Source organism: Novosphingobium sp. UBA6272, assembly GCF_002440635.1.
Classification (GTDB): domain Bacteria; phylum Pseudomonadota; class Alphaproteobacteria; order Sphingomonadales; family Sphingomonadaceae; genus Novosphingobium.
Window position 1 is genome coordinate 118,874 of record NZ_DJUW01000017.1, and the last position, 17,949, is coordinate 136,822.

12 protein-coding genes are annotated in these 17,949 nt (G+C 64.0%); 9 read left to right on the forward strand and 3 right to left on the reverse strand.

Annotated elements, in window-relative coordinates:
* Positions 1-57: 57 nt before the first annotated feature.
* From hppD to B2V17_RS09495, 3 genes are all read left to right on the forward strand, one after another.
* Entirely contained in the window at positions 58-1,152 is a 1,095-nt protein-coding gene (gene hppD, locus B2V17_RS09485; RefSeq protein ID WP_292997110.1) for a 4-hydroxyphenylpyruvate dioxygenase, read from the forward strand.
* 98 nt (positions 1,153-1,250) lie between these two features.
* Positions 1,251-1,805, forward strand: coding sequence for a VOC family protein (locus B2V17_RS09490; protein WP_292997111.1), 555 nt, complete (start codon positions 1,251-1,253; stop codon positions 1,803-1,805).
* A 39-nt stretch (positions 1,806-1,844) separates the two neighbouring features.
* Positions 1,845-3,788 (forward strand): TonB-dependent receptor domain-containing protein, encoded by a 1,944-nt coding sequence (locus B2V17_RS09495; protein ID WP_292997112.1) that lies wholly within the window; start codon positions 1,845-1,847, stop codon positions 3,786-3,788.
* Here B2V17_RS09495 and B2V17_RS09500 read toward each other — a convergent pair.
* Positions 3,785-5,275: an MFS transporter gene (locus B2V17_RS09500; protein WP_292997113.1), complete on the reverse strand. Its 1,491-nt coding sequence runs from the start codon at positions 5,273-5,275 to the stop codon at positions 3,785-3,787. The two genes, B2V17_RS09495 and B2V17_RS09500, sit on opposite strands and share 4 nt — an antisense overlap.
* A gap of 86 nt (positions 5,276-5,361) precedes the next feature.
* The gene (locus tag B2V17_RS09505; RefSeq protein WP_292997114.1) at positions 5,362-6,396 is read right to left on the reverse strand and encodes a LacI family DNA-binding transcriptional regulator; all 1,035 of its coding nucleotides are present in this window, start codon (positions 6,394-6,396) and stop codon (positions 5,362-5,364) included.
* 255 nt (positions 6,397-6,651) lie between these two features.
* Between B2V17_RS09505 and B2V17_RS09510 the strand changes: the two genes are divergently transcribed.
* From B2V17_RS09510 to B2V17_RS09535, 6 genes are all read left to right on the forward strand, one after another.
* On the forward strand, positions 6,652-9,411 hold the full coding sequence (locus tag B2V17_RS09510; protein ID WP_292997115.1) for a TonB-dependent receptor: 2,760 nt from the start codon (positions 6,652-6,654) through the stop codon (positions 9,409-9,411).
* 125 nt (positions 9,412-9,536) lie between these two features.
* Positions 9,537-11,048, forward strand: a complete 1,512-nt coding sequence (locus tag B2V17_RS09515) for a tryptophan halogenase family protein (RefSeq protein ID WP_292997116.1) — start codon at positions 9,537-9,539, stop codon at positions 11,046-11,048.
* On the forward strand, positions 11,045-12,853 hold the full coding sequence (locus B2V17_RS09520) for an alpha-amylase family glycosyl hydrolase (RefSeq protein WP_292997117.1): 1,809 nt from the start codon (positions 11,045-11,047) through the stop codon (positions 12,851-12,853). Before B2V17_RS09515 ends, B2V17_RS09520 begins: the two co-directional genes overlap by 4 nt.
* A 28-nt stretch (positions 12,854-12,881) precedes the next feature.
* The gene (locus tag B2V17_RS09525; RefSeq protein ID WP_292997118.1) at positions 12,882-14,504 is read left to right on the forward strand and encodes an alpha-glucosidase family protein; all 1,623 of its coding nucleotides are present in this window, start codon (positions 12,882-12,884) and stop codon (positions 14,502-14,504) included.
* Positions 14,504-16,540: a glycoside hydrolase family 97 protein gene (locus B2V17_RS09530; RefSeq protein WP_292997119.1), complete on the forward strand. Its 2,037-nt coding sequence runs from the start codon at positions 14,504-14,506 to the stop codon at positions 16,538-16,540. Before B2V17_RS09525 ends, B2V17_RS09530 begins: the two co-directional genes overlap by 1 nt.
* Positions 16,537-17,445 carry an alpha/beta hydrolase gene (locus B2V17_RS09535; RefSeq protein WP_292997120.1) on the forward strand — a complete coding sequence of 303 codons (909 nt, stop codon included), beginning with the start codon at positions 16,537-16,539 and terminating at the stop codon, positions 17,443-17,445. Before B2V17_RS09530 ends, B2V17_RS09535 begins: the two co-directional genes overlap by 4 nt.
* Here the strand turns inward: B2V17_RS09535 and B2V17_RS09540 are convergent, their stop codons facing one another.
* Positions 17,446-17,925 (reverse strand): Lrp/AsnC family transcriptional regulator, encoded by a 480-nt coding sequence (locus B2V17_RS09540; RefSeq protein WP_292997121.1) that lies wholly within the window; start codon positions 17,923-17,925, stop codon positions 17,446-17,448.
* Positions 17,926-17,949: the final 24 nt, after the last annotated feature.

A 17,949-nucleotide genomic window follows, 5' to 3' on the forward strand; every position in this document is an offset into this window, starting at 1 on the left:
CTGCGGGCCGTGCATATAGTTACATCTGAAACCAAAACAGTTCCGGAGCTTGCCCGCATGGCCGACCTTTTCGACAATCCGCTCGGGCTCGACGGCTTCGAGTTTGTGGAGTTCTCAGCCCCGGAAAAGGGCCTGCTCGAACCGGTCTTTGCGGCCATGGGTTTTGCCTTGGTCGCCCGGCACCGCTCGAAGGACGTGCAGCTGTGGCGGCAGGGCGAAATCAACCTGATCGCCAACTACGAACCGCGCAGTCCGGCGGCCTATTTCGCCGCCGAGCACGGTGCCTCGGCCTGCGGCATGGCGTTTCGGGTGCGCGATGCGGCAGCGGCCTACAAGGAAGCGATCGAGCGCGGGGCCGAGCCGGTCGAGAGCAAGACCGGGGTGATGGAACTGCGGATCCCGGCGATCAAGGGGATCGGCGGGGCCTTCATCTACCTGGTCGATCGCTATGCCACGCTCGATAACCCAGAGGCGCTGTCGATATATGATATCGATTTCGTTTACGAGCCCGGAGTGGATCGCCACCCGGTGGGCGCCGGTTTCAAGAAAATCGATCACCTGACCCACAACGTCTATGGCGGCCGGATGGCGCATTGGGGCGCCTGGTATGAGCGGATCATGGGCTTCCGCGAGATCCGCTATTTCGACATCAAGGGCGAATATACCGGCCTGACCAGCCGGGCGATGACCGCGCCCGACGGCAAGATCCGCATTCCGCTCAACGAGGAAGGCAAGGCCGGCGGCGGGCAGATCGAAGAATTCCTGCGCGAGTACAACGGCGAGGGGATCCAGCACATCGCCCTGATCTGTGATGATCTGGTGGCGTGCTGGGACAATCTGCAAAAGCTTGGCGTGCCTTTCATGACCGCGCCGCCCGCGACCTATTATCAGATGCTCGACACCCGCTTGCCCGGGCATGGCCAGCCGGTTGGCGCGCTGCAGCAGCGCGGCATCCTGCTCGACGGAACCACCGAGGGCGGATCGCCGCGGCTGCTGCTGCAGATCTTTGCCCAGCCCCAGATTGGCCCGGTGTTCTTCGAATTCATCCAGCGCAAGGGCGACGAAGGCTTTGGCGAGGGCAATTTCAAGGCCCTGTTCGAAAGCATCGAGCGCGACCAGATCGAGCGCGGCGTGCTCGATGTCGCGGAGTAGCACTCAGGCCCGCTCGTGCTGAGCCTGTCGAAGCACCTGGCACTGCGGGGCCTTCGACAGGCTCTGGCTGAGCGGGACAGGTAACGAAGGAATTGACGATGAACACGCCCAACCTCAAGCGGATCCACCACGTCGCCTATCGCTGCCGCGATGCCAAGGAGACCGTCGACTGGTATCAGCGCGTGCTGGGGATGGACTACGTCACCGCTTTTTCCGAAGACAAGGTCCCCTCGACCGGCGAGGACGATCCCTACATGCACGTGTTCCTCGATTGCGGGGGCGGCAACGTGCTGGCCTTCTTCGAGCTGCCGCAGCAGCCCGAGATGGGCAAGGACCCCAATACCCCGGCCTGGGTCCAGCACCTGGCTTTCGAGGTGGAGGATGTGAACGCGCTGCTTTCCGCCAAGGCCCATATCGAGGCGCAAGGGATCGAAGTGATCGGGCCGACCTATCACGGCATCTTCCGCTCGATCTATTTCTTCGATCCGAACGGGCATCGGCTTGAGCTGGCCTGCAACATCGGCTCGCCGGACCAGTATGCCGAACTGCGCGCGCTGGCCCCGGTGATGCTCAACGAATGGGCTGCGACCAAGCGCGCCCCGCGCCACGCATCGTGGCTGCATGAGGATCCGGCCGAGCGCGGCGACGCATAATTCGCTTTTCAAGTCGCTGCCGCGCGCTATGGGCGCGGGGTGCGTTTTGAATTGAAACTGGGGGCGATGACCGGCCTTGCGCTGGCGCTGGTGCCGCAAGCGGCATGGGCGCAGCGTGCGTCGGAGAATGTCGCGACCCAATCGGGCGACGCCTTTGGCCGGACCGTGGGCCAGGACAAGTCCGGGCTCTATTCCAGCGACGACGTGCGCGGGTTCAACCCGGTCGATGCCGGAAATGTCCGGCTCGAAGGGCTCTATTTCGATCAGGTCGACCGGCTTTCACCGCGGCTTTCGGACGGCAATACGATCCGGGTCGGCCCCGCGGCGCTGCGTTACCCGTTCCCCGCGCCGACCGGGCTGGTCGACTATTCGCTGACCCAGCCGCGCGGCGCGACCAGTTACAGCTTCAATCTCGAGGATGGCAGCAGCAGCGCCAGAGGGATCGGTGGCTCGTTCGAATTCAAGCAGCCGCTCGATGGCAAGCGGCTTGGCCTGTCGGGCGGATTCGGCTGGCGCGATGCGACCCGTTGGGAAGGCGGCCAGGCCCGCTATCGCACGGTCGGCGCGACGCTTGGCTGGCGCCCGGCCGACGACGTCAGCGTGCTGGTATTCGGCGGCGCCTTCTATTTTCGCAGCGACGAGGCCCGGCCGACCTATTACCCGGTTGGAACCGAACCGCCGCCCAAGCTGGAACGCGGCGAAGACCTCAGCCAGCCATGGACCGGGCGTAACGCCACCAACTGGGCCTATGGCGCGGTGGTCAAGGCACCGCTCGGCGGGCTGCGCGTGGAAGCTGGTCTGTTCTACAACGGACGGACACAGGACACGGTTTTTGCCGACCTGCTGTTCGGGGTGGATGGCAATGGTGCGGTCGCTTCGCGCCGGGTCATCGCCGATGGCAACAACCGCGATGCCTCGCTTTCGGGTGAGGCGCGGCTGGTGCGGCAATGGCAGCACGGCGATACCAGCCACCAGCTGGTCGCCAGCCTGCGTGGCCGTTCGCGCGATCGCCGGTTCGGCGGCAGCCAGTTACTGGACCTGGGCGCGAGCACGATCCTGTCCCGCGATATCAGGCCTGAGCGAGCCTATACGATCGGGCCGAAGAGCCTCGACGAAGTTCGCCAGCTGACTTGGGGCGGGTCCTATTCGCTGGTCCGGACGGGGCATTACGGCTTTGACGCCAGCTTCTCGAAGACCAGCTACCGCAAGGCGATTGACTTCGCCGATCCGAAGCTGGCCGATCCGGTTACCCGCGATGCGCCGATCATGTGGAACGTGGCGGGGACGGTAAATCTGTCGCAGCCCTTGTCGTTCTACGCCGGCGTGTCGCACGGGATGGAAGAGGCGCTGGTCGCGCCCGAGATCGCCAGCAACCGCGCCGAAGCGCCGCCGGCGATCCACACCCGCCAGATCGAGGCCGGGATCAAATATGCGATCACCCCGCGGCTGACCCTGATCGCCGGGGCCTTTTCGATCACCAAGCCCTATTACAATCTCGATCCGGCGCTGCGCTATCGCCAGCTTGGCACGCTGCGCAACCGCGGGATCGAACTCTCACTGACCGGCCAGATCCGCCCGGGACTGACGGTGGTGGGCGGAACCCTGCTGCTCGATCCCGAGATTTCGGGCGAGGCGGTCGAAACGCGCCTGATCGGATCGCGCCCGGTCGGCCAGGTCCGGCGCCGCTCGGTCCTGACGCTCGACTGGCGGACCAAGGCCGGCAAGGGTCCGCTGTCGTTCGACCTGTCGCTGGAGAGCCTGTCGAGCCGGACCGGCAATGCCGCCAACACGCTGAGCGCGCCGGGCCGCACCGTGGTCAACCTGGGCGCGCGCTATCGCTTCAAGATGAACGGGGCCGACTGGCTGGTCCGCCCGGTGCTGCTCAACGCCTTTGACGAATATGGCTGGAACGTCTCGTCCTCGGGCGGTTTCACCTATATCGCGCCGCGCGCGCTGACCTTGCAGCTGGTGGCGGATTTCTAGGCTTCGCCAGGAACCTTGACCCGGCTCATCGCCAGGGCAGCGAATACCAGCGTCGCGGCCGCGAAGGCCAGGGTCCAGATCGGTTCGCCGGGGAAGAAGGCCTTCATGATGGATCCCATCAGGGTGCCGACCAGCAGCTGGGGCAGGACCACGAAGACGTTGAACAGCCCCATGTAGATCCCGAGCTTGGCCTGGGGCAAGCTGCTCGCGAGGATCGAATAAGGCATGGCCAGAATCGAGGCCCAGGCGATGCCGACCCCCACTTCGCTCAGCAGCAGCCAGTCCGGGTCCTTGATTACGAAGAAGCTGGCAAAGCCGGCCGCGCCGCACAGCAGACCGAAGATGTGGGTGCGGACCTTGCCGATCCGCCGCGCCAGATATGGCAGGAGCGTTAGCGCCGCTACCGCCGCGACCAGGCTGTAGGCGGCGAACAGGATGCCGACCCAGTTCCCGGCATCCTGAAATGCCTTGCTGGCCTCGTCGGACGCTCCGAAAAAGTCCTTGGCGACGATCGGAGTGGTGTTGAACCACATGATGAACAGCGCCGACCAGGTGAAGAACTGCACCAGCGCCAGCCGCTTCATGATTTCCGGCATGCCCGAAAAATCGCCGACGATTCCGGTCAGCATCGACGCGGGCCGTCCCGCCCGCGCCAGACGGATCGCGATGTGGCTCAAGAGGCCATAGCCAATCAGCAACCCGGCCAGCAGGTAAACTTCCTTTTCAAGCTGAAACCGCTCGGTCAGCAGCATCGCGGCGATGCCTGCCATGATCCACAGGAACGGCCCGCCGCTACCACGCTCGGCCAGATTGGCAGAGGGCGGCGCGCCGACCTGTTCGGCTTCGCCGAAATCATCCAGCTCTGCAGGAGAGTATTCCTTGGTGGTAATCACGGTCCATAGCACCGCGGCAAGCAGCGCCGCACCGCCCGCCCAGAAGGAGTAGCGGACCGTATCGGGAATCACTCCCTCGGGGGCTTCGTTGGCGACGCCGAGGTGCTCTAGTAGCCAGGGAAAGGCCGATGCGACCACCGCGCCGATACCGATGAACGCGGTTTGCACGGCATAGCCCGCATTGTGCTGGTCCTTGCGGAGCATGTCACCGACGAAGGCGCGGAACGGCTCCATCGATATGTTCAGGCTGGCATCGAGCGTCCACAGCAGCATCGCCGCCATCAGCAGCGCGCCGCTGTAGGGCATCAGGAACAGCGAAAGCGCGGCCAGCAGCGCCCCGGCGAGGAAATAGGGCCGGCGCCGACCCAGCTTGCCGAGCCAGGTCTTGTCGCTCATGTGGCCGATGATCGGCTGGACCAGCAGCCCGGTCAGCGGCGCGGCTGCCCACAGCCAGGGCAGATCGTCCATGCTCGCGCCCAGCGTCTGGAAAATCCGGCTCATGTTCGCGTTCTGCAGCGCGAAGCCGATCTGGATGCCGAAGAAGCCAAAGCTGATGTTGGCCAGCCCGGCCCAGCCTTGCCGTGGTTTTTCCATGCTGAGCGTCCCTCTCCCCTTATCGCGGCAGGGGGTCGCATGTTGTCGGCGCGGCGACAACACGCATACGAATACCTATCGCGTACCTATCCCGCCGTGCTGCGCCGCACCACCAGCCGGGCAGGGATGGTCGGTGCAGGCGGATCGCGGCCCTCGAACTGGGCGATCAGGGTCTCGACCAGCAGATCCCCGCCGGCCTTCAGATCCTGCATCAGGGTGGTCAGTGGCGGACTGGTCAGGCTGGCGGCGGGGATATCGTCAAAGCCCATCACCGCGATATCCTGCGGCACCCGCAGCCCGGCTTCGGTCAGCGCATGGATCGCGCCGATCGCGATCAGGTCGCTGGCGGCGAAGACGGCGTCGAAGGCGATCCCCCGGGCCAGCAAGGCCTCGGTCGCGCGGCGGCCGTCTTCCTCGCTGGAAAGGGCGCCGACCTGCAGCGCCGGATCGATTGGCAGACCGGCCTCATCCAGCGCCGCACACAGCCCGCGATAGCGGTCGGCAAATTCGGGATAATGCTCGTCGGCCTGGCCGATGAAAGCGATCCGGCGGCGGCCGAGACCGATCAAGTGCTCCCCCGCCTGCTGCCCGGCCCCGAAATTGTCGGAGCCGACGGTGATCCCGATATCCTCGTCGCCGACCGCTCCCCAGCGCACGAAATCGGTATCGCTTTCAACCAGTTGCCGCAGCCGCTCAGTGTAAACCGTATAGTCGCCGTAACCCAGCAGGATCAGTCCGTCGGCGCGGTGGCTGTCCTGATAGCGGACGTGCCAATCGTCTTCCATCTTCTGGAACGAGATCAGCAGGTCGAGCCCGCGATTGGCGGTTGCCCGCGTGATCGCCCCCAGCATCGCGAGGAAGAACGGGTTGATGTTCGCTCCATCGGGAGTCGGATCCTCGAAGAACAGCAGCGCGATCGTGTTGGAGCGCTGCGAGCGCAGCGAGGAAGCATTTTTGTCGACCGAATAGTTGAGTTCGCGCGCGATCTGCTCGATCCGCTGGCGGGTCGCCAGACTGACCGAACGCGATCCGCGCAGCGCGCGGCTGACGGTCGGCTGCGAAACCCCCGCCAGATAGGCGATGTCGAAACTTGTCGGCTTGGTGGAGCGCTTGCGGCCCATCCTCTCCTCCCGGTGAAGGCCAGCCTAAGACTTTGCGGCCATGGCTGCAATCGGTGCTTTCAGTAAGGTCCTGAGCGTGTCTTCGGGGCCACAGCAGGGGCTATGCATAAAATGGGTATACGTATGCCATCTTCCTGCTGCCCCCTGCTGCGCCCTATTCGGGTGATCCAAGCAAGGGGGACTGGACTCTTTTCCTTGCACAGGGTCTGCGCGCCGGGACCCAAGTGTCCGGCACGGTTTAGGGAGAGAGACATCGTGACGCTTCGCACCAAGATCGGTGGCCGTGGGGTATCGGCCCTCGCTATCGCCATTTCCGCTTTCGCGCTGCCGCAGGCGGCTTTCGCACAGGATGCTGCGCCGGCTGACGAAGAAGCCAGCGGTGAAATCATCGTCACCGGTTTTCGCGCCAGCCTGGAAAGCGCGGTCAACAAGAAGAAGAGCGCCGACCAGATCGTGGAATCGGTTTCGGCCGAAGACATCGGCAAGCTGCCCGACGCCTCGATCGCTGAATCGATTGCCCGCCTGCCCGGCCTGACCTCGCAGCGCCTTTCGGGCCGCTCGAACTCGATTACCATCCGCGGCTTTGCGCCCGACTTCTCGACCACTCTGCTCAACGGCCGCGAGCAGACCTCGACCGGCGACAATCGCGCGGTTGAATACGATCAGTACCCTTCGGAAATGGTCAGCCAGGTCAACGTCTACAAGAGCCCGATGGCCAGCCTGGTCGGTCAGGGCCTGTCGGGCACCGTCGACCTGCGCACGATCCGCCCCCTGGCGGCCGGCAAGACCATCGTCTCGATCGGTGCACGCGGCACTTACGCCGACAACGGCAAGCTCAATGTCGATTCCAACGACAAGGGCTTCCGCGTCAACGGCCTGGTGGTAACCCAGTTGAAGGACGACACCATCGGCCTGGCGATCGGCGGAAGCTATGTCGATGAATGGTACCAGACCGAAGAATTCAACGCCTGGGGTTACCCGACCGGTCCGGCGAACAACCTGATCATCGGCGGCTCGAAGAGCTATGTCACCTCCTCGCGGCTCAAGCGCCTCGGCCTCAACGGTACGCTCGAAGTCAAGCTCACGCCGAACCTGACCAGCTCGATCGACGCCTTCTATTCGGACTTCAAGGATGACAATACCAAGCGCGGCATCGAACTGCCGCTGTGGTGGTCGAGCGCTTCGCTGAGCCCGGGCTATTCCGCCACAAACGGTTTCGTCACTGGCGGCACCTACACCGGGGTCAAGGGCGTGGTCCGCAACGACGTGTTCCAGCGCCATTCCAAGCTCTATTCGTTCGGTTGGAACCTCGATTACAAGGGTGACGATGGCTGGGATGCCATGCTTGACCTCAGCTATTCGGGTACCGATCGCAACGAACTGGCGCTCGAAAGCTATTCCGGCACCGGCCGCGCCGGGGTTGGCGCAACCGACACCCTGGGTTTCACCTCGGGTGCAACCGGCACCGTATTCACTCACGCGCTGAACTATGGTGATTACAACACCATCCTGCTGACCAGCCCGCAGGGCTGGGGAGGCACCCAGATCGCGGTCAACGGCACCCGGATCGACGGCGGTCAGGACGGCTATTACAACGACCGCATCGTCGAAGATAAGCTCTATCAGGCGCGCGGTCAGGTGGTCCGTCACTTCGACAATGGCGCGATCGAAAGCGTCCAGCTCGGCATGGCCTATACCAAGCGCAGCAAGTCGCTGGTGCCAGACGAGTACTTCCTGGGCCTGGCCGCGAACAATACCGGCAATGTCAGCATTCCGGTGCCGACCCAGTACCGCCTTGGCGTGACCAACCTGGACTTCCTGGGTCTGGGCTCGATGATCAGCTACGATCCGCTCGCGCTGATCCGCGACGGTATCTACAAGCTGGTGCCGAACCCCTATGGCGACGTGGTGGTGAAGAGCTACTCGGTCGAAGAAAAGCTGATGACCGGCTATCTCCAGGCCAACCTCAAGGCCGATGTCGGTTCAGCCCAGCTGACCGGCAACTTCGGGGTCCAGGTGATCTTCACCAACCAGGATTCGACCGGGGCCAGCGCGGTCTATCAGGGCACCAACCCCAACGGTTCGCCCAACATCGGCAGCGCGGTGCGCAAGGCCAGCACCGACTATGTCGACGTGCTGCCCAGCCTCAACCTGTCGCTGCGCTTTGACAGTGATTTCGTGATCCGCTTTGCGGCGGCGCGTGAACTGATCCGTCCGCGTCTTGACGATATGCGCGCTTCGGCCAGCTTTGGCTACGCCTTCGTCGGGCCGACGACGGTTCAAGTCACGGGCGGCTCGGGCAACCCGTTCCTGCGTCCGTGGCGCGCCAATGCGGTCGATCTGACCTTTGAAAAGTACTTCGGTACCAAGGGCTTTGTCGGCTTGCAGTTCTTCTACAAGGACCTGAAGAGCTACATCTATACCGACCGTCAGAGCATCGCGACATCGACTCTCGCCCTGCCTTCGCCGGGCACCGGCATCACGATCCTGCCCAATGCCGATCTGGACATTCCGGTCAACGGCAAGGGCGGCGCTCTCTACGGCGTCGAGCTGGCTGCAACGCTGCCGTTCGGCGAACTGGTCCCGGCGCTGGACGGCTTCGGTATCACCGGTGGCGGCAGCTATACCAAGACCGAAATCAAGCCCAATCCGGGTGCTCCGGCGGAAGATCTGCCGGGCTATTCGAAGTGGGTGGTCAACGGTACGCTGTTCTTCGAAAAGGGCGGCTTCAATGTCCGCGGCTCGATGCGCTATCGTTCGACCTTCATGGGCGAACTGTCGGGCTTCGCGGCCAACCGTGTCCGCCGCCGGGCCGCTCCGGAAACCATCGTCGATGCACAGATCGGCTATGACTTCCAGGAAGGCAGCGCGCTGCAGGGCCTCTCGCTTTACGTTCAGGGCCAGAACCTGACCGACGAGCCGTTCGTCACCACCAACCCGGGCGATACCCGTCAGGTGATCGACTATCAGAGCTACGGCCGCCGCTTCCTGGCCGGGTTCACCTACAAGTTCTGACCAGTCATGGGGGGCTGGCGCTGCGGGGCGAAACGCAAAGGTTTCGTCCCGCAGCCCGCCGACTGGCTTGAATTTCGGTCCGATCGGCGCTCTGCTGGGTGCCGGGGCAGGGCAGAGGACGGGCGATGACTGACGAACCCACCATGCGCATTGTCATCGTCGGCGGCGGTACCGCCGGGTGGATGAGCGCCGCCGCGCTCGCCCGCTTTGCTCCGCCGGGCTATGCGGTAACCCTTGTCGAAAGCGACGCGATCGGCACGGTCGGGGTGGGCGAAGCCACGATCCCGGCGATCCGCCTGTTCAACGAGGCGCTGGACATCGACGAGGGTTCGTTCCTCGCCGCCACCAAAGGCTCGTTCAAGCTCGGCATCGAATTTGCCGGCTGGCTGGAAGACGGGCACAGTTACATGCATGCGTTCGGCACAGTGGGGCGCCAGTTGGGACTGCTCCCGTTTCGCCATTTCTGGGCGCGCGGCCGCGCGCTGGGGCTGGCCAAGCCGCTGGCGCACTATTCCGCCAACGAACTCGCCGCGCGGACCGGGCGGATGCAGGTTGGCGCCAGCGGGCCGGGTATTCCGGAAGTGCCCTATGCCTATCATTTCGACGCCGGGCTCTATGCAGCGTTTCTGCGCGACTACGCCGAAACGCGCGGCGTGACGCGGATCGAAGCGACGCTGGCGGGCGCCAGGCGCGCGGAAACTGGCGATATCGCCGCGGTGGTCACCGCCGACGGACGCGAGATCGCGGGTGACTTCTTCATCGATTGCTCGGGCTTCAAAGGCTTGCTGATCGAGCAGGAACTGCAGACCGGCTATGACGACTGGCGGCATTGGCTGCCGTGCGACCGGGCGATCGCGGTTCCCTGTGAGCCAAGCGGAAACTTCACGCCCTACACCCGTTCGACTGCGCGCCCGGCTGGCTGGCAATGGCGCATTCCGCTGCAGCACCGGATCGGCAACGGCCATGTGTTCTGCAGCGAATTCATGTCCGATGACGAAGCGGCAGCAATCCTGCTCGGCAATCTGGACGGGCCCGCTTTGGCCGATCCGCGCGCGATCCCGTTCGTGACCGGGCGGCGCAAGCAAATCTGGAATCGCAATGTCCTCGCCGTGGGGCTGTCGAGTGGGTTTCTGGAGCCGCTCGAATCAACCTCTATCCACCTTATCCAGTCGACCATCACCCGGCTGCTGACCGTCTTGCCGGGCAAGCAGATCGATCCGGCGGTGGTCGATGGCTTCAACCGCCGTTCGGCAGCGGAATTCGAGAACATCCGCGATTTCCTGGTCCTGCACTATTGGGCTAACCGCCGCGACGGACAGCCGTTATGGGACCGCATGCGCGGGCTTGAACTGCCGCAAAGTCTGCAACAGCGGATCGGCGAATACCTGGCCGTCAATCAGATCCAGCCGGCTCACGACGAGCTGTTTACCGAAGTCGCCTGGTTCCAGGTTCTCGCCGGACAGGGGCTGATCCCGCGCAGCTGGAATCCGATCGCGGATCGCTATCCGGAGGGCGAATTGGCCGGATTCCTCGGCGCAGTCGAAAAGGACTGCGTCGAAACGGTGCGGCCAATGCCGCTGCACATCGATTGCGTTGCCGCGGTCTGCGGGGCGGCAAAGAAGGAGAAGGCGGCATGAAGCGCGCATTGGGTATGCTGTTGGCCGCGGCGATGGTCCTGCCGCTGGCGGCGCATGGGACGCCCACACAGAAGACTGATTTCCGCGCCCGCACGCCCGAACAGGAAGTGATCTACTTTGTCCTGCCCGACCGCTTCGACAACGGCGATCCGGGCAATGATCGCGGCGGCCTGACGGGCGACCGGCTGGTCACCGGCTATGATCCGGCTGCCAAGGGTTTCTACCACGGCGGCGACCTCAAGGGGCTGACCCGCCGGCTCGATTACATCCAGGGCCTTGGGATTACCGCGATCTGGTTTGCCCCGGTGTTCAAGAACAAGCCGGTGCAGGGTCCCAAGGGCGACGAGAGCGCCGGATACCACGGCTACTGGATTACGGACTTCACCACGATCGATCCGCATTTCGGAACCGAAACGGAGTTCAAGGCCTTTGTCGATGCCGCCCATGCGCGCGGCATCAAGGTCTATATGGACATCATCGTCAACCACACGGCGGACGTGATCCAGTACCGCGAGGCGGGCGACTATTCCTATCGCAGCAAGGCCGACTATCCATTCTCCCGCCGGGGCGGGGTCAATGGCGCGGCGATCAATCCGGGCTTTGCCGGAGACCACGTGCGCGGCCCGGCCAATTGGGCGCGGCTGACCGATCCTTCCTTCGCCTACACACCCTTCGTTCCCAAGGGCGAAGAGAACGTCAAGAAGCCGGCCTGGCTCAACAACCCGATCTACTATCACAACCGCGGCAATTCGAACTGGGTCGGCGAAAGCGCGCTCTATGGCGATTTCGTCGGACTCGACGATGTCGCGACCGAACATCCCCGGGTCGTGAGCGGGATGATCGAGATCTACGGCAGCTGGATCGATCGGTTCGGGATCGACGGCTTCCGGATCGATACCGCGCGGCACGTCAATCCGGAATTTTGGCAGGCCTTCGAACCGGCCATGATGGCCCGGGCGAAGGCACGCGGCATTCCCAATTTCCACATCTTTGCCGAGGTCGCGACCGGCGAGATCGATCCCGGCTTCCTGGCCCGCTGGAGCCACACCGCCCACCTTTCCGCGCCGATCGACATGGCCTTTGCCGCAGCCATGCAGCAGGCGGTCTCGGGCAAGATCGGGACCGACAGGGTGGCCCGGATGTTCGAGGACGATCCGCTCTACCGCGGCGGGGCCAAGGCTGCGCTGCGGTTGCCGACTTTCCTCGGCAATCACGATTTCGGGCGCTTCTCGATGTTCGTCAAGCAGGCCAACCCCGGCATCTCGCAGGATGAGCTGCTCAACCGGGTGATGCTGGGCCATGCGATGATGCTGACCCTGCGCGGGGTTCCGACGATCTACTCGGGCGACGAGCAAGGCTTCGTCTCCGACGGCAACGACCAGCTCGCGCGCGAGGACATGTTTGCCAGCAAGGTCGCGGTCTACAACGACAATGACCTGATCGGCACCGATGCCACTACCGCGCAGGACAATTTCGATACCCGCCATCCGCTCTATCGCCTGATTGCCGATCTTAGCGCAGTGCGCCGCAGCACCCCGGCATTGACCAGTGGCATTCAGACTATCCGCGCCTTTTCGGACAAGCCTGGCCTGCTCGCGATCTCGCGGTTCGATCCCAAGACCGGGCGCGAGGTCGTGTTGGTGTTCAATACTTCGGGCGCACCAATCACGAATAGGATTGCGGTCGATCCGGCCAGCCTTGCCTTCACTCCGCTGGCCGGTCAGTGCGCGCTAACGGCCGACGCACCCGGCTCGCTCTCAATCACCCTACCCGCCTTCGGCTTTGCCGTCTGCGCCGCAAAGTAATGAAAAGCCTCCTCCAGTGATGAACCGAATGGCCCAGATTTCCGCTGCTCCGCAAGCAGACCACCAGGAGTGGTGGCGCGGTGCGGCGATCTATCAGATCTATCCGCGCAGCTTCCTCGATACCAATGGCGACGGCGTGGGCGATCTGCCGGGGATTACCCAGCGGCTCGATCACGTTGCCGCGCTGGGCGTTGATGCGATCTGGGTTTCGCCGTTCTACACCTCGCCGATGGCCGATTTCGGCTATGACGTGGCCGACTATTGCGATGTCGATCCGATCTTCGGAACGCTGGCCGATTTCGATGCGCTGGTTGCGCGGGCGCATGACCTTGGCCTCAAGGTTATCGTCGACCAGGTCTATTCGCACACGTCCGATCAGCACGCCTGGTTCACGGAATGCCGCGCGAACCGGGTGGGCCCCAAAGCCGACTGGTACGTCTGGGCAGATCCCAAGCCCGATGGCTCTCCGCCCAACAACTGGCAGTCGGTTTTCGGCGGTCCGGCGTGGACCTGGGACGCGCGGCGCGGCCAGTATTACATGCACAACTTCCTGCCCGAGCAGCCCCAACTCAACTGTCACCTGCCCGCGGTGCAGGATGCGCTGCTCGGCGCTGCGCGGTTCTGGCTGGATCGCGGGGTCGACGGCTTCCGCCTCGATGCGCTCAACTTCGCAATGTATGATCCCGCGCTGACCGATAATCCGCCTGCGCCCGACGATGGCAAGGTCCGGACCCGGCCATTCGATTTTCAGCAGCATGTCCATAACCAGTCGCACGCCGCGATCCCGCAGTTCATCGAACGGATCCGCGCCTTGTGCGACAGCTACGACGCGGTCTTCACCATGGCCGAGGTTGGGGGCAGCAGCGCGCTTGCCGAAATGCATGCTTTCACCGCCGGAGATGCGCGCCTCAACAGCGCTTACGGGTTCGATTTCCTCTATGCTGATCGCCTGACTCCGGCGCTGGTCGCGGCGGCGCAGGCCCAGTGGCCCGATCGGCCCGGTACCGGCTGGCCCAGCTGGGCGTTCGAGAACCACGATGCCCCGCGCGCCCTCTCGCGCTGGTGTGCCCCCGATCAGCGTGCGCCGTTCGCGCGGATGAAGGCGATGCTGATGATCGCGCTGCGCGGCAACGTGATCCTCTACCAGGGCGAGGAACTGGGGCTGACCCAGGTCGAGATCGGGTTCGACCAGTTGCAGGATCCCGAAGCTATCGCCAACTGGCCGCTGACATTGTCACGCGACGGCGCGCGCACGCCGATGCCGTGGGCGGCGCAGGATGAACACGGCGGATTCAGCGCGGCAGCGCCGTGGCTGCCGCTGGGCGAAGAAAACCTTGCCCAGGCTGCCGACCGCCAGCGCCAGGACCCGGATTCGCTGCTCCATCTGACTACTGCATTGCTGCAATTGCGTCGGAACAATCCAGCGCTGCGGTCAGGCAGTTTCGAAGTACTGCATGCCGATACAGCCACGCTGGTGGTGCGGCGCCGGGCGGACGGTCAGGCGATCCTGTGCGTCTTTAACTTTACTGCCGAGCCCCGGCCGTGGCCCGCCGGAACGCCTGCCACCGGGCGGGTGTTGAGTGCGGTCAACGGCGCCGAGCCGGGATCAATGCCGCCCTATGGCGCGCTGCTGATAGAGGAACTGTCCTGATGCGTTTGATGCCCGTACTAGGGGCGGCCGCCGCCCTGGTTCTCGCCAATCCAGCGCTGGCGCAGGTCAAGGGGCCGGTGTCGGCCGCGTCGCCCGGAGGCACGGTCAGTGTAGAGTTCGGCACCGATGGCGATGGCCGCGCGCTCTACACCGTCAGCCGCAAGGGCAAGCCGATCATCGCACCGTCGCGGCTGGGTTTCCTGTTCACCGATGTCGCCAAGATCGACCGCCGGCTTGAGATCACCGGGACCGAAACCCGCGACTTCGATCAGACCTGGAACCAGCCGTGGGGCGAATGGTCGAGCATTCGCAACCGCTACCGCGAGCTCAAGGTCCACCTGCGCGAAACGACCGCATTGGCGCGGGTCTTCACCGTCACCTTCCGGCTCTATGACGATGGCGTGGGCTTTCGCTACGAATTCCCGCAGCAGCCCAACATGGCGAAGACCAAGATCGCCGACGAGCTGACCGAATTCGCCTTCGCGCAGGACGGCACCGCTTGGTGGAAACCCGCTTACTTGTGGAACCGTGAGGAATATCTCTACGACAAAACCAAACTCTCCTCGGTCTCGACCGCGGCGACTCCGGTCACGATCAAGCTGGCCGACGGCACCCATGTGGCGCTGCACGAGGCAGCGCTGATCGACTTTGCCGGGATGAATGTAACCCGCACCGAAGGGACCACGCTGCGCGCCAACCTGACCCCCGGGGCCGGACGGCCCAAGGTTGAAAAGACCGGTGCCTGGAACACGCCCTGGCGCACGCTGATCATCGCCGACGATGCGCCGGGCATCTACATGAGCCACCTTATGCTCAACCTCAACGAGCCCAACAAGCTGGGCGACATGAGCTGGTTCAAACCGGGCAAGTTCGCCGGGGTATGGTGGAACATGATCAAGGGCGAATGGTCATGGGCGCGCGGGGCCAAGCACGGCGCTACCAATGCCAATGTCATGCGCTACATCGATTTCGCCGCCGCGAACGGCATCCCCAACGTGCTGGTCGAGGGCTGGAACGTCGGTTGGGATGGCGACTGGTTCGGCAACGGCTGGGATATGGACTTCACCAAGCCGACCGAGGATTTCGACATCACGATGCTCTCTGCCTATGCCAGGAAGAAGGGCGTGCGGCTGGTCGGGCACCATGAAACCGGCGGGGCGGTGACTCACTACGACAACCAGATGGACCGCAGCTTTGCCTTCGCGGCAAAATACGGGATGATGGTGGTCAAGACCGGCTATGTCACCGATGCCGCCCAGCTTGAGCGGGTTGATCCGGACGGGACCAAGTACCGCGAGTGGCTCGAAGGTCAGTGGATGACCAACCACTTCGTCCGCGTCGCGGAAACCGCCTACAAGTACCGCGTCGCCTTTGACAGCCATGAGCCGGTCAAGGGCACCGGCCTGCACCGCACCTATCCCAACTGGGTCGCGCGCGAAGGCATGCGGGGGATGGAATACAACGCCTGGGGCGGCAAAAATCCGCCCGAGCATGAAGCCAACATTGTCTTCACCCGGATGCTCGAAGGACCGATGGATTTCACCCCCGGCGTGCTCAGCCTGAAGGGCGAGAAGGACAGCAATATCCTTTCCACAATCGCCAAGCAGCTGGCGCTCTACGTGGTGATCTATTCGCCGGTGCAGATGGTGGCCGATACGCCGGAAAACTATGCCAAGTACCCCGGTCCGATGAAGTTCATCCGCGACGTGCCGACCGACTGGGACGAAACCCGCGTGCTGAACGGCGAGGTCGGTGACTATGTCACCATCGTGCGCAAGCAGCGCGGCGCGGAGGACTGGTACCTTGGTGCGGTGGGCGACGAGGAAGCCCGCACGGTCAGCTTCAAGCTCGATTTCCTGAACCCCGGCAGCAAATACGTCGCCGAGATCTACCGCGACGGCGACGATGCCGATTACCGCACCGACAAGCGCCATGCGATCGTGATCGAGCAGCGGTCGGTCAGCGCGGCTGACAGCATGACCCTCCGGCTCGCTCCCGGCGGCGGCGCGGCAGTGCGGTTCAGGCGGGTCAAGTGATCCGATACCTCTTGGCCGCACTGCTGGCGCTGGTGCTCGCCGCGCCGGCGCTGGCCGAGGCTGACCGTGGCCGCCTGGTCGAGGTCGAGCGGATGGCGGCGGCGGGTCTGCCCGATCAACGGCTGTCGATCTGGTTGCCGCCGGGCTACGACACGTCGAAGCGGCGCTATCCGGTGCTCTACATGCACGATGGCCACAACCTGTTCGATCTGAAGAAATCGAACTTCAACAAGATCTGGGCAGCGGATCAGGCGATGCTGGCGGCGATAGCCAGCGGCAAGGTTGAACCGCATATCATCGTCGGCGTGTGGGCCCCGGGGAAGGACCGCTATCGCCAGTACCTGCCCAAGGACATCTACGATCTGGCCGGTCCGGCCCAGCGCCAGCGGATGGATGCCATGACCGGCGGGCCGGTCATCTCGGACGTCTATCTCGCTTGGCTGGCGGGGCCGCTCAAGCAATGGGTCGACCGGACCTATCGCACCCGGACCGGCCCGCGTGACACCGCCATTGCCGGATCGAGCATGGGCGGGCTGATGAGCTGCTATGCCTTCCTGCGCCGTCCCGACATCTATGGCCGCGCCGCCTGCGTCAGTTCGCATTGGCCCGCGGCTGATCCCGGCGCGCCCGGCGCTTTCGACCGCGATCTGGCGGCTCTGTGGGACGAATGGTTCCAAAAGAATCTGGGCAAGCCGCGCGGGCGGCGGTTGTGGCTGGACCACGGCACCGCGACCCTCGATGCCTGGTATGCACCCTACCAGCAGGTGATCGATGCAAGGCTTGGCCAGAGCGGCTGGAAGAGCGGACGCGACTGGGAAAGCAAGGTCTACGTCGGCGCCGAGCACGAAGAGAACGCCTGGGCCCGGCGCCTGCCCGAAATCTTCACCTGGCTGCTGCGCAAGTGATCAGGCCGGTCGCGGCAATGCGGTAGTGGCCTTCATCTTTTCCATCGAAAAGCTGGAACTGACGTCGGCGATATCGGGCACCGCGGCGATCAGCTTGCGGTAGATCCGGTCATAGTGGGCGATGTCGCGAACCACGATCTTGAGCAGATAGTCTACATCACCGGCCATGCGATGGCACTCGCTGATCTCGGCGATCCCGGCAATTCCGGCGCTGAACAGGTCAAGCCAGGCCGGATCGTGGCGCTGGGTGCGGATCGCGACGAAGACCGTGGTGGCCAGACCAAGCTTTTCGGCATCGAGCAGCGCGACCCGCCGGGCGATGATCCCGCTATCCTCCAGCCGCTTGATCCGCCGCCAGCACGCGTTGCTCGACAAGCCGACCCGGTCGCCAACTTCATGCACCGGCAGCGAGGCATCGGTCTGCAGGACACCAAGGATTGCCCAGTCAATCGAATCAAGTTGCAATTCTGATGCATTCATTGGGATGGATTAGCCGCATAACCA

Bases quoted from the DNA above. Each gene is read 5' to 3' on its own strand.
- hppD (WP_292997110.1), top strand. From the start codon at position 58: ATGGCCGACCTTTTCGACAATCCGCTCGGGCTCGACGGCTTCGAGTTT.
- B2V17_RS09490 (WP_292997111.1), top strand. From the start codon at position 1,251: ATGAACACGCCCAACCTCAAGCGGATCCACCACGTCGCCTATCGCTGC.
- B2V17_RS09500 (WP_292997113.1), bottom strand. From the start codon at position 5,275: ATGGAAAAACCACGGCAAGGCTGGGCCGGGCTGGCCAACATCAGCTTT.
- B2V17_RS09505 (WP_292997114.1), bottom strand. From the start codon at position 6,396: ATGGGCCGCAAGCGCTCCACCAAGCCGACAAGTTTCGACATCGCCTAT.
- B2V17_RS09515 (WP_292997116.1), top strand. From the start codon at position 9,537: ATGACTGACGAACCCACCATGCGCATTGTCATCGTCGGCGGCGGTACC.
- B2V17_RS09520 (WP_292997117.1), top strand. From the start codon at position 11,045: ATGAAGCGCGCATTGGGTATGCTGTTGGCCGCGGCGATGGTCCTGCCG.
- B2V17_RS09525 (WP_292997118.1), top strand. From the start codon at position 12,882: ATGGCCCAGATTTCCGCTGCTCCGCAAGCAGACCACCAGGAGTGGTGG.
- B2V17_RS09530 (WP_292997119.1), top strand. From the start codon at position 14,504: ATGCGTTTGATGCCCGTACTAGGGGCGGCCGCCGCCCTGGTTCTCGCC.
- B2V17_RS09540 (WP_292997121.1), bottom strand. From the start codon at position 17,925: ATGAATGCATCAGAATTGCAACTTGATTCGATTGACTGGGCAATCCTT.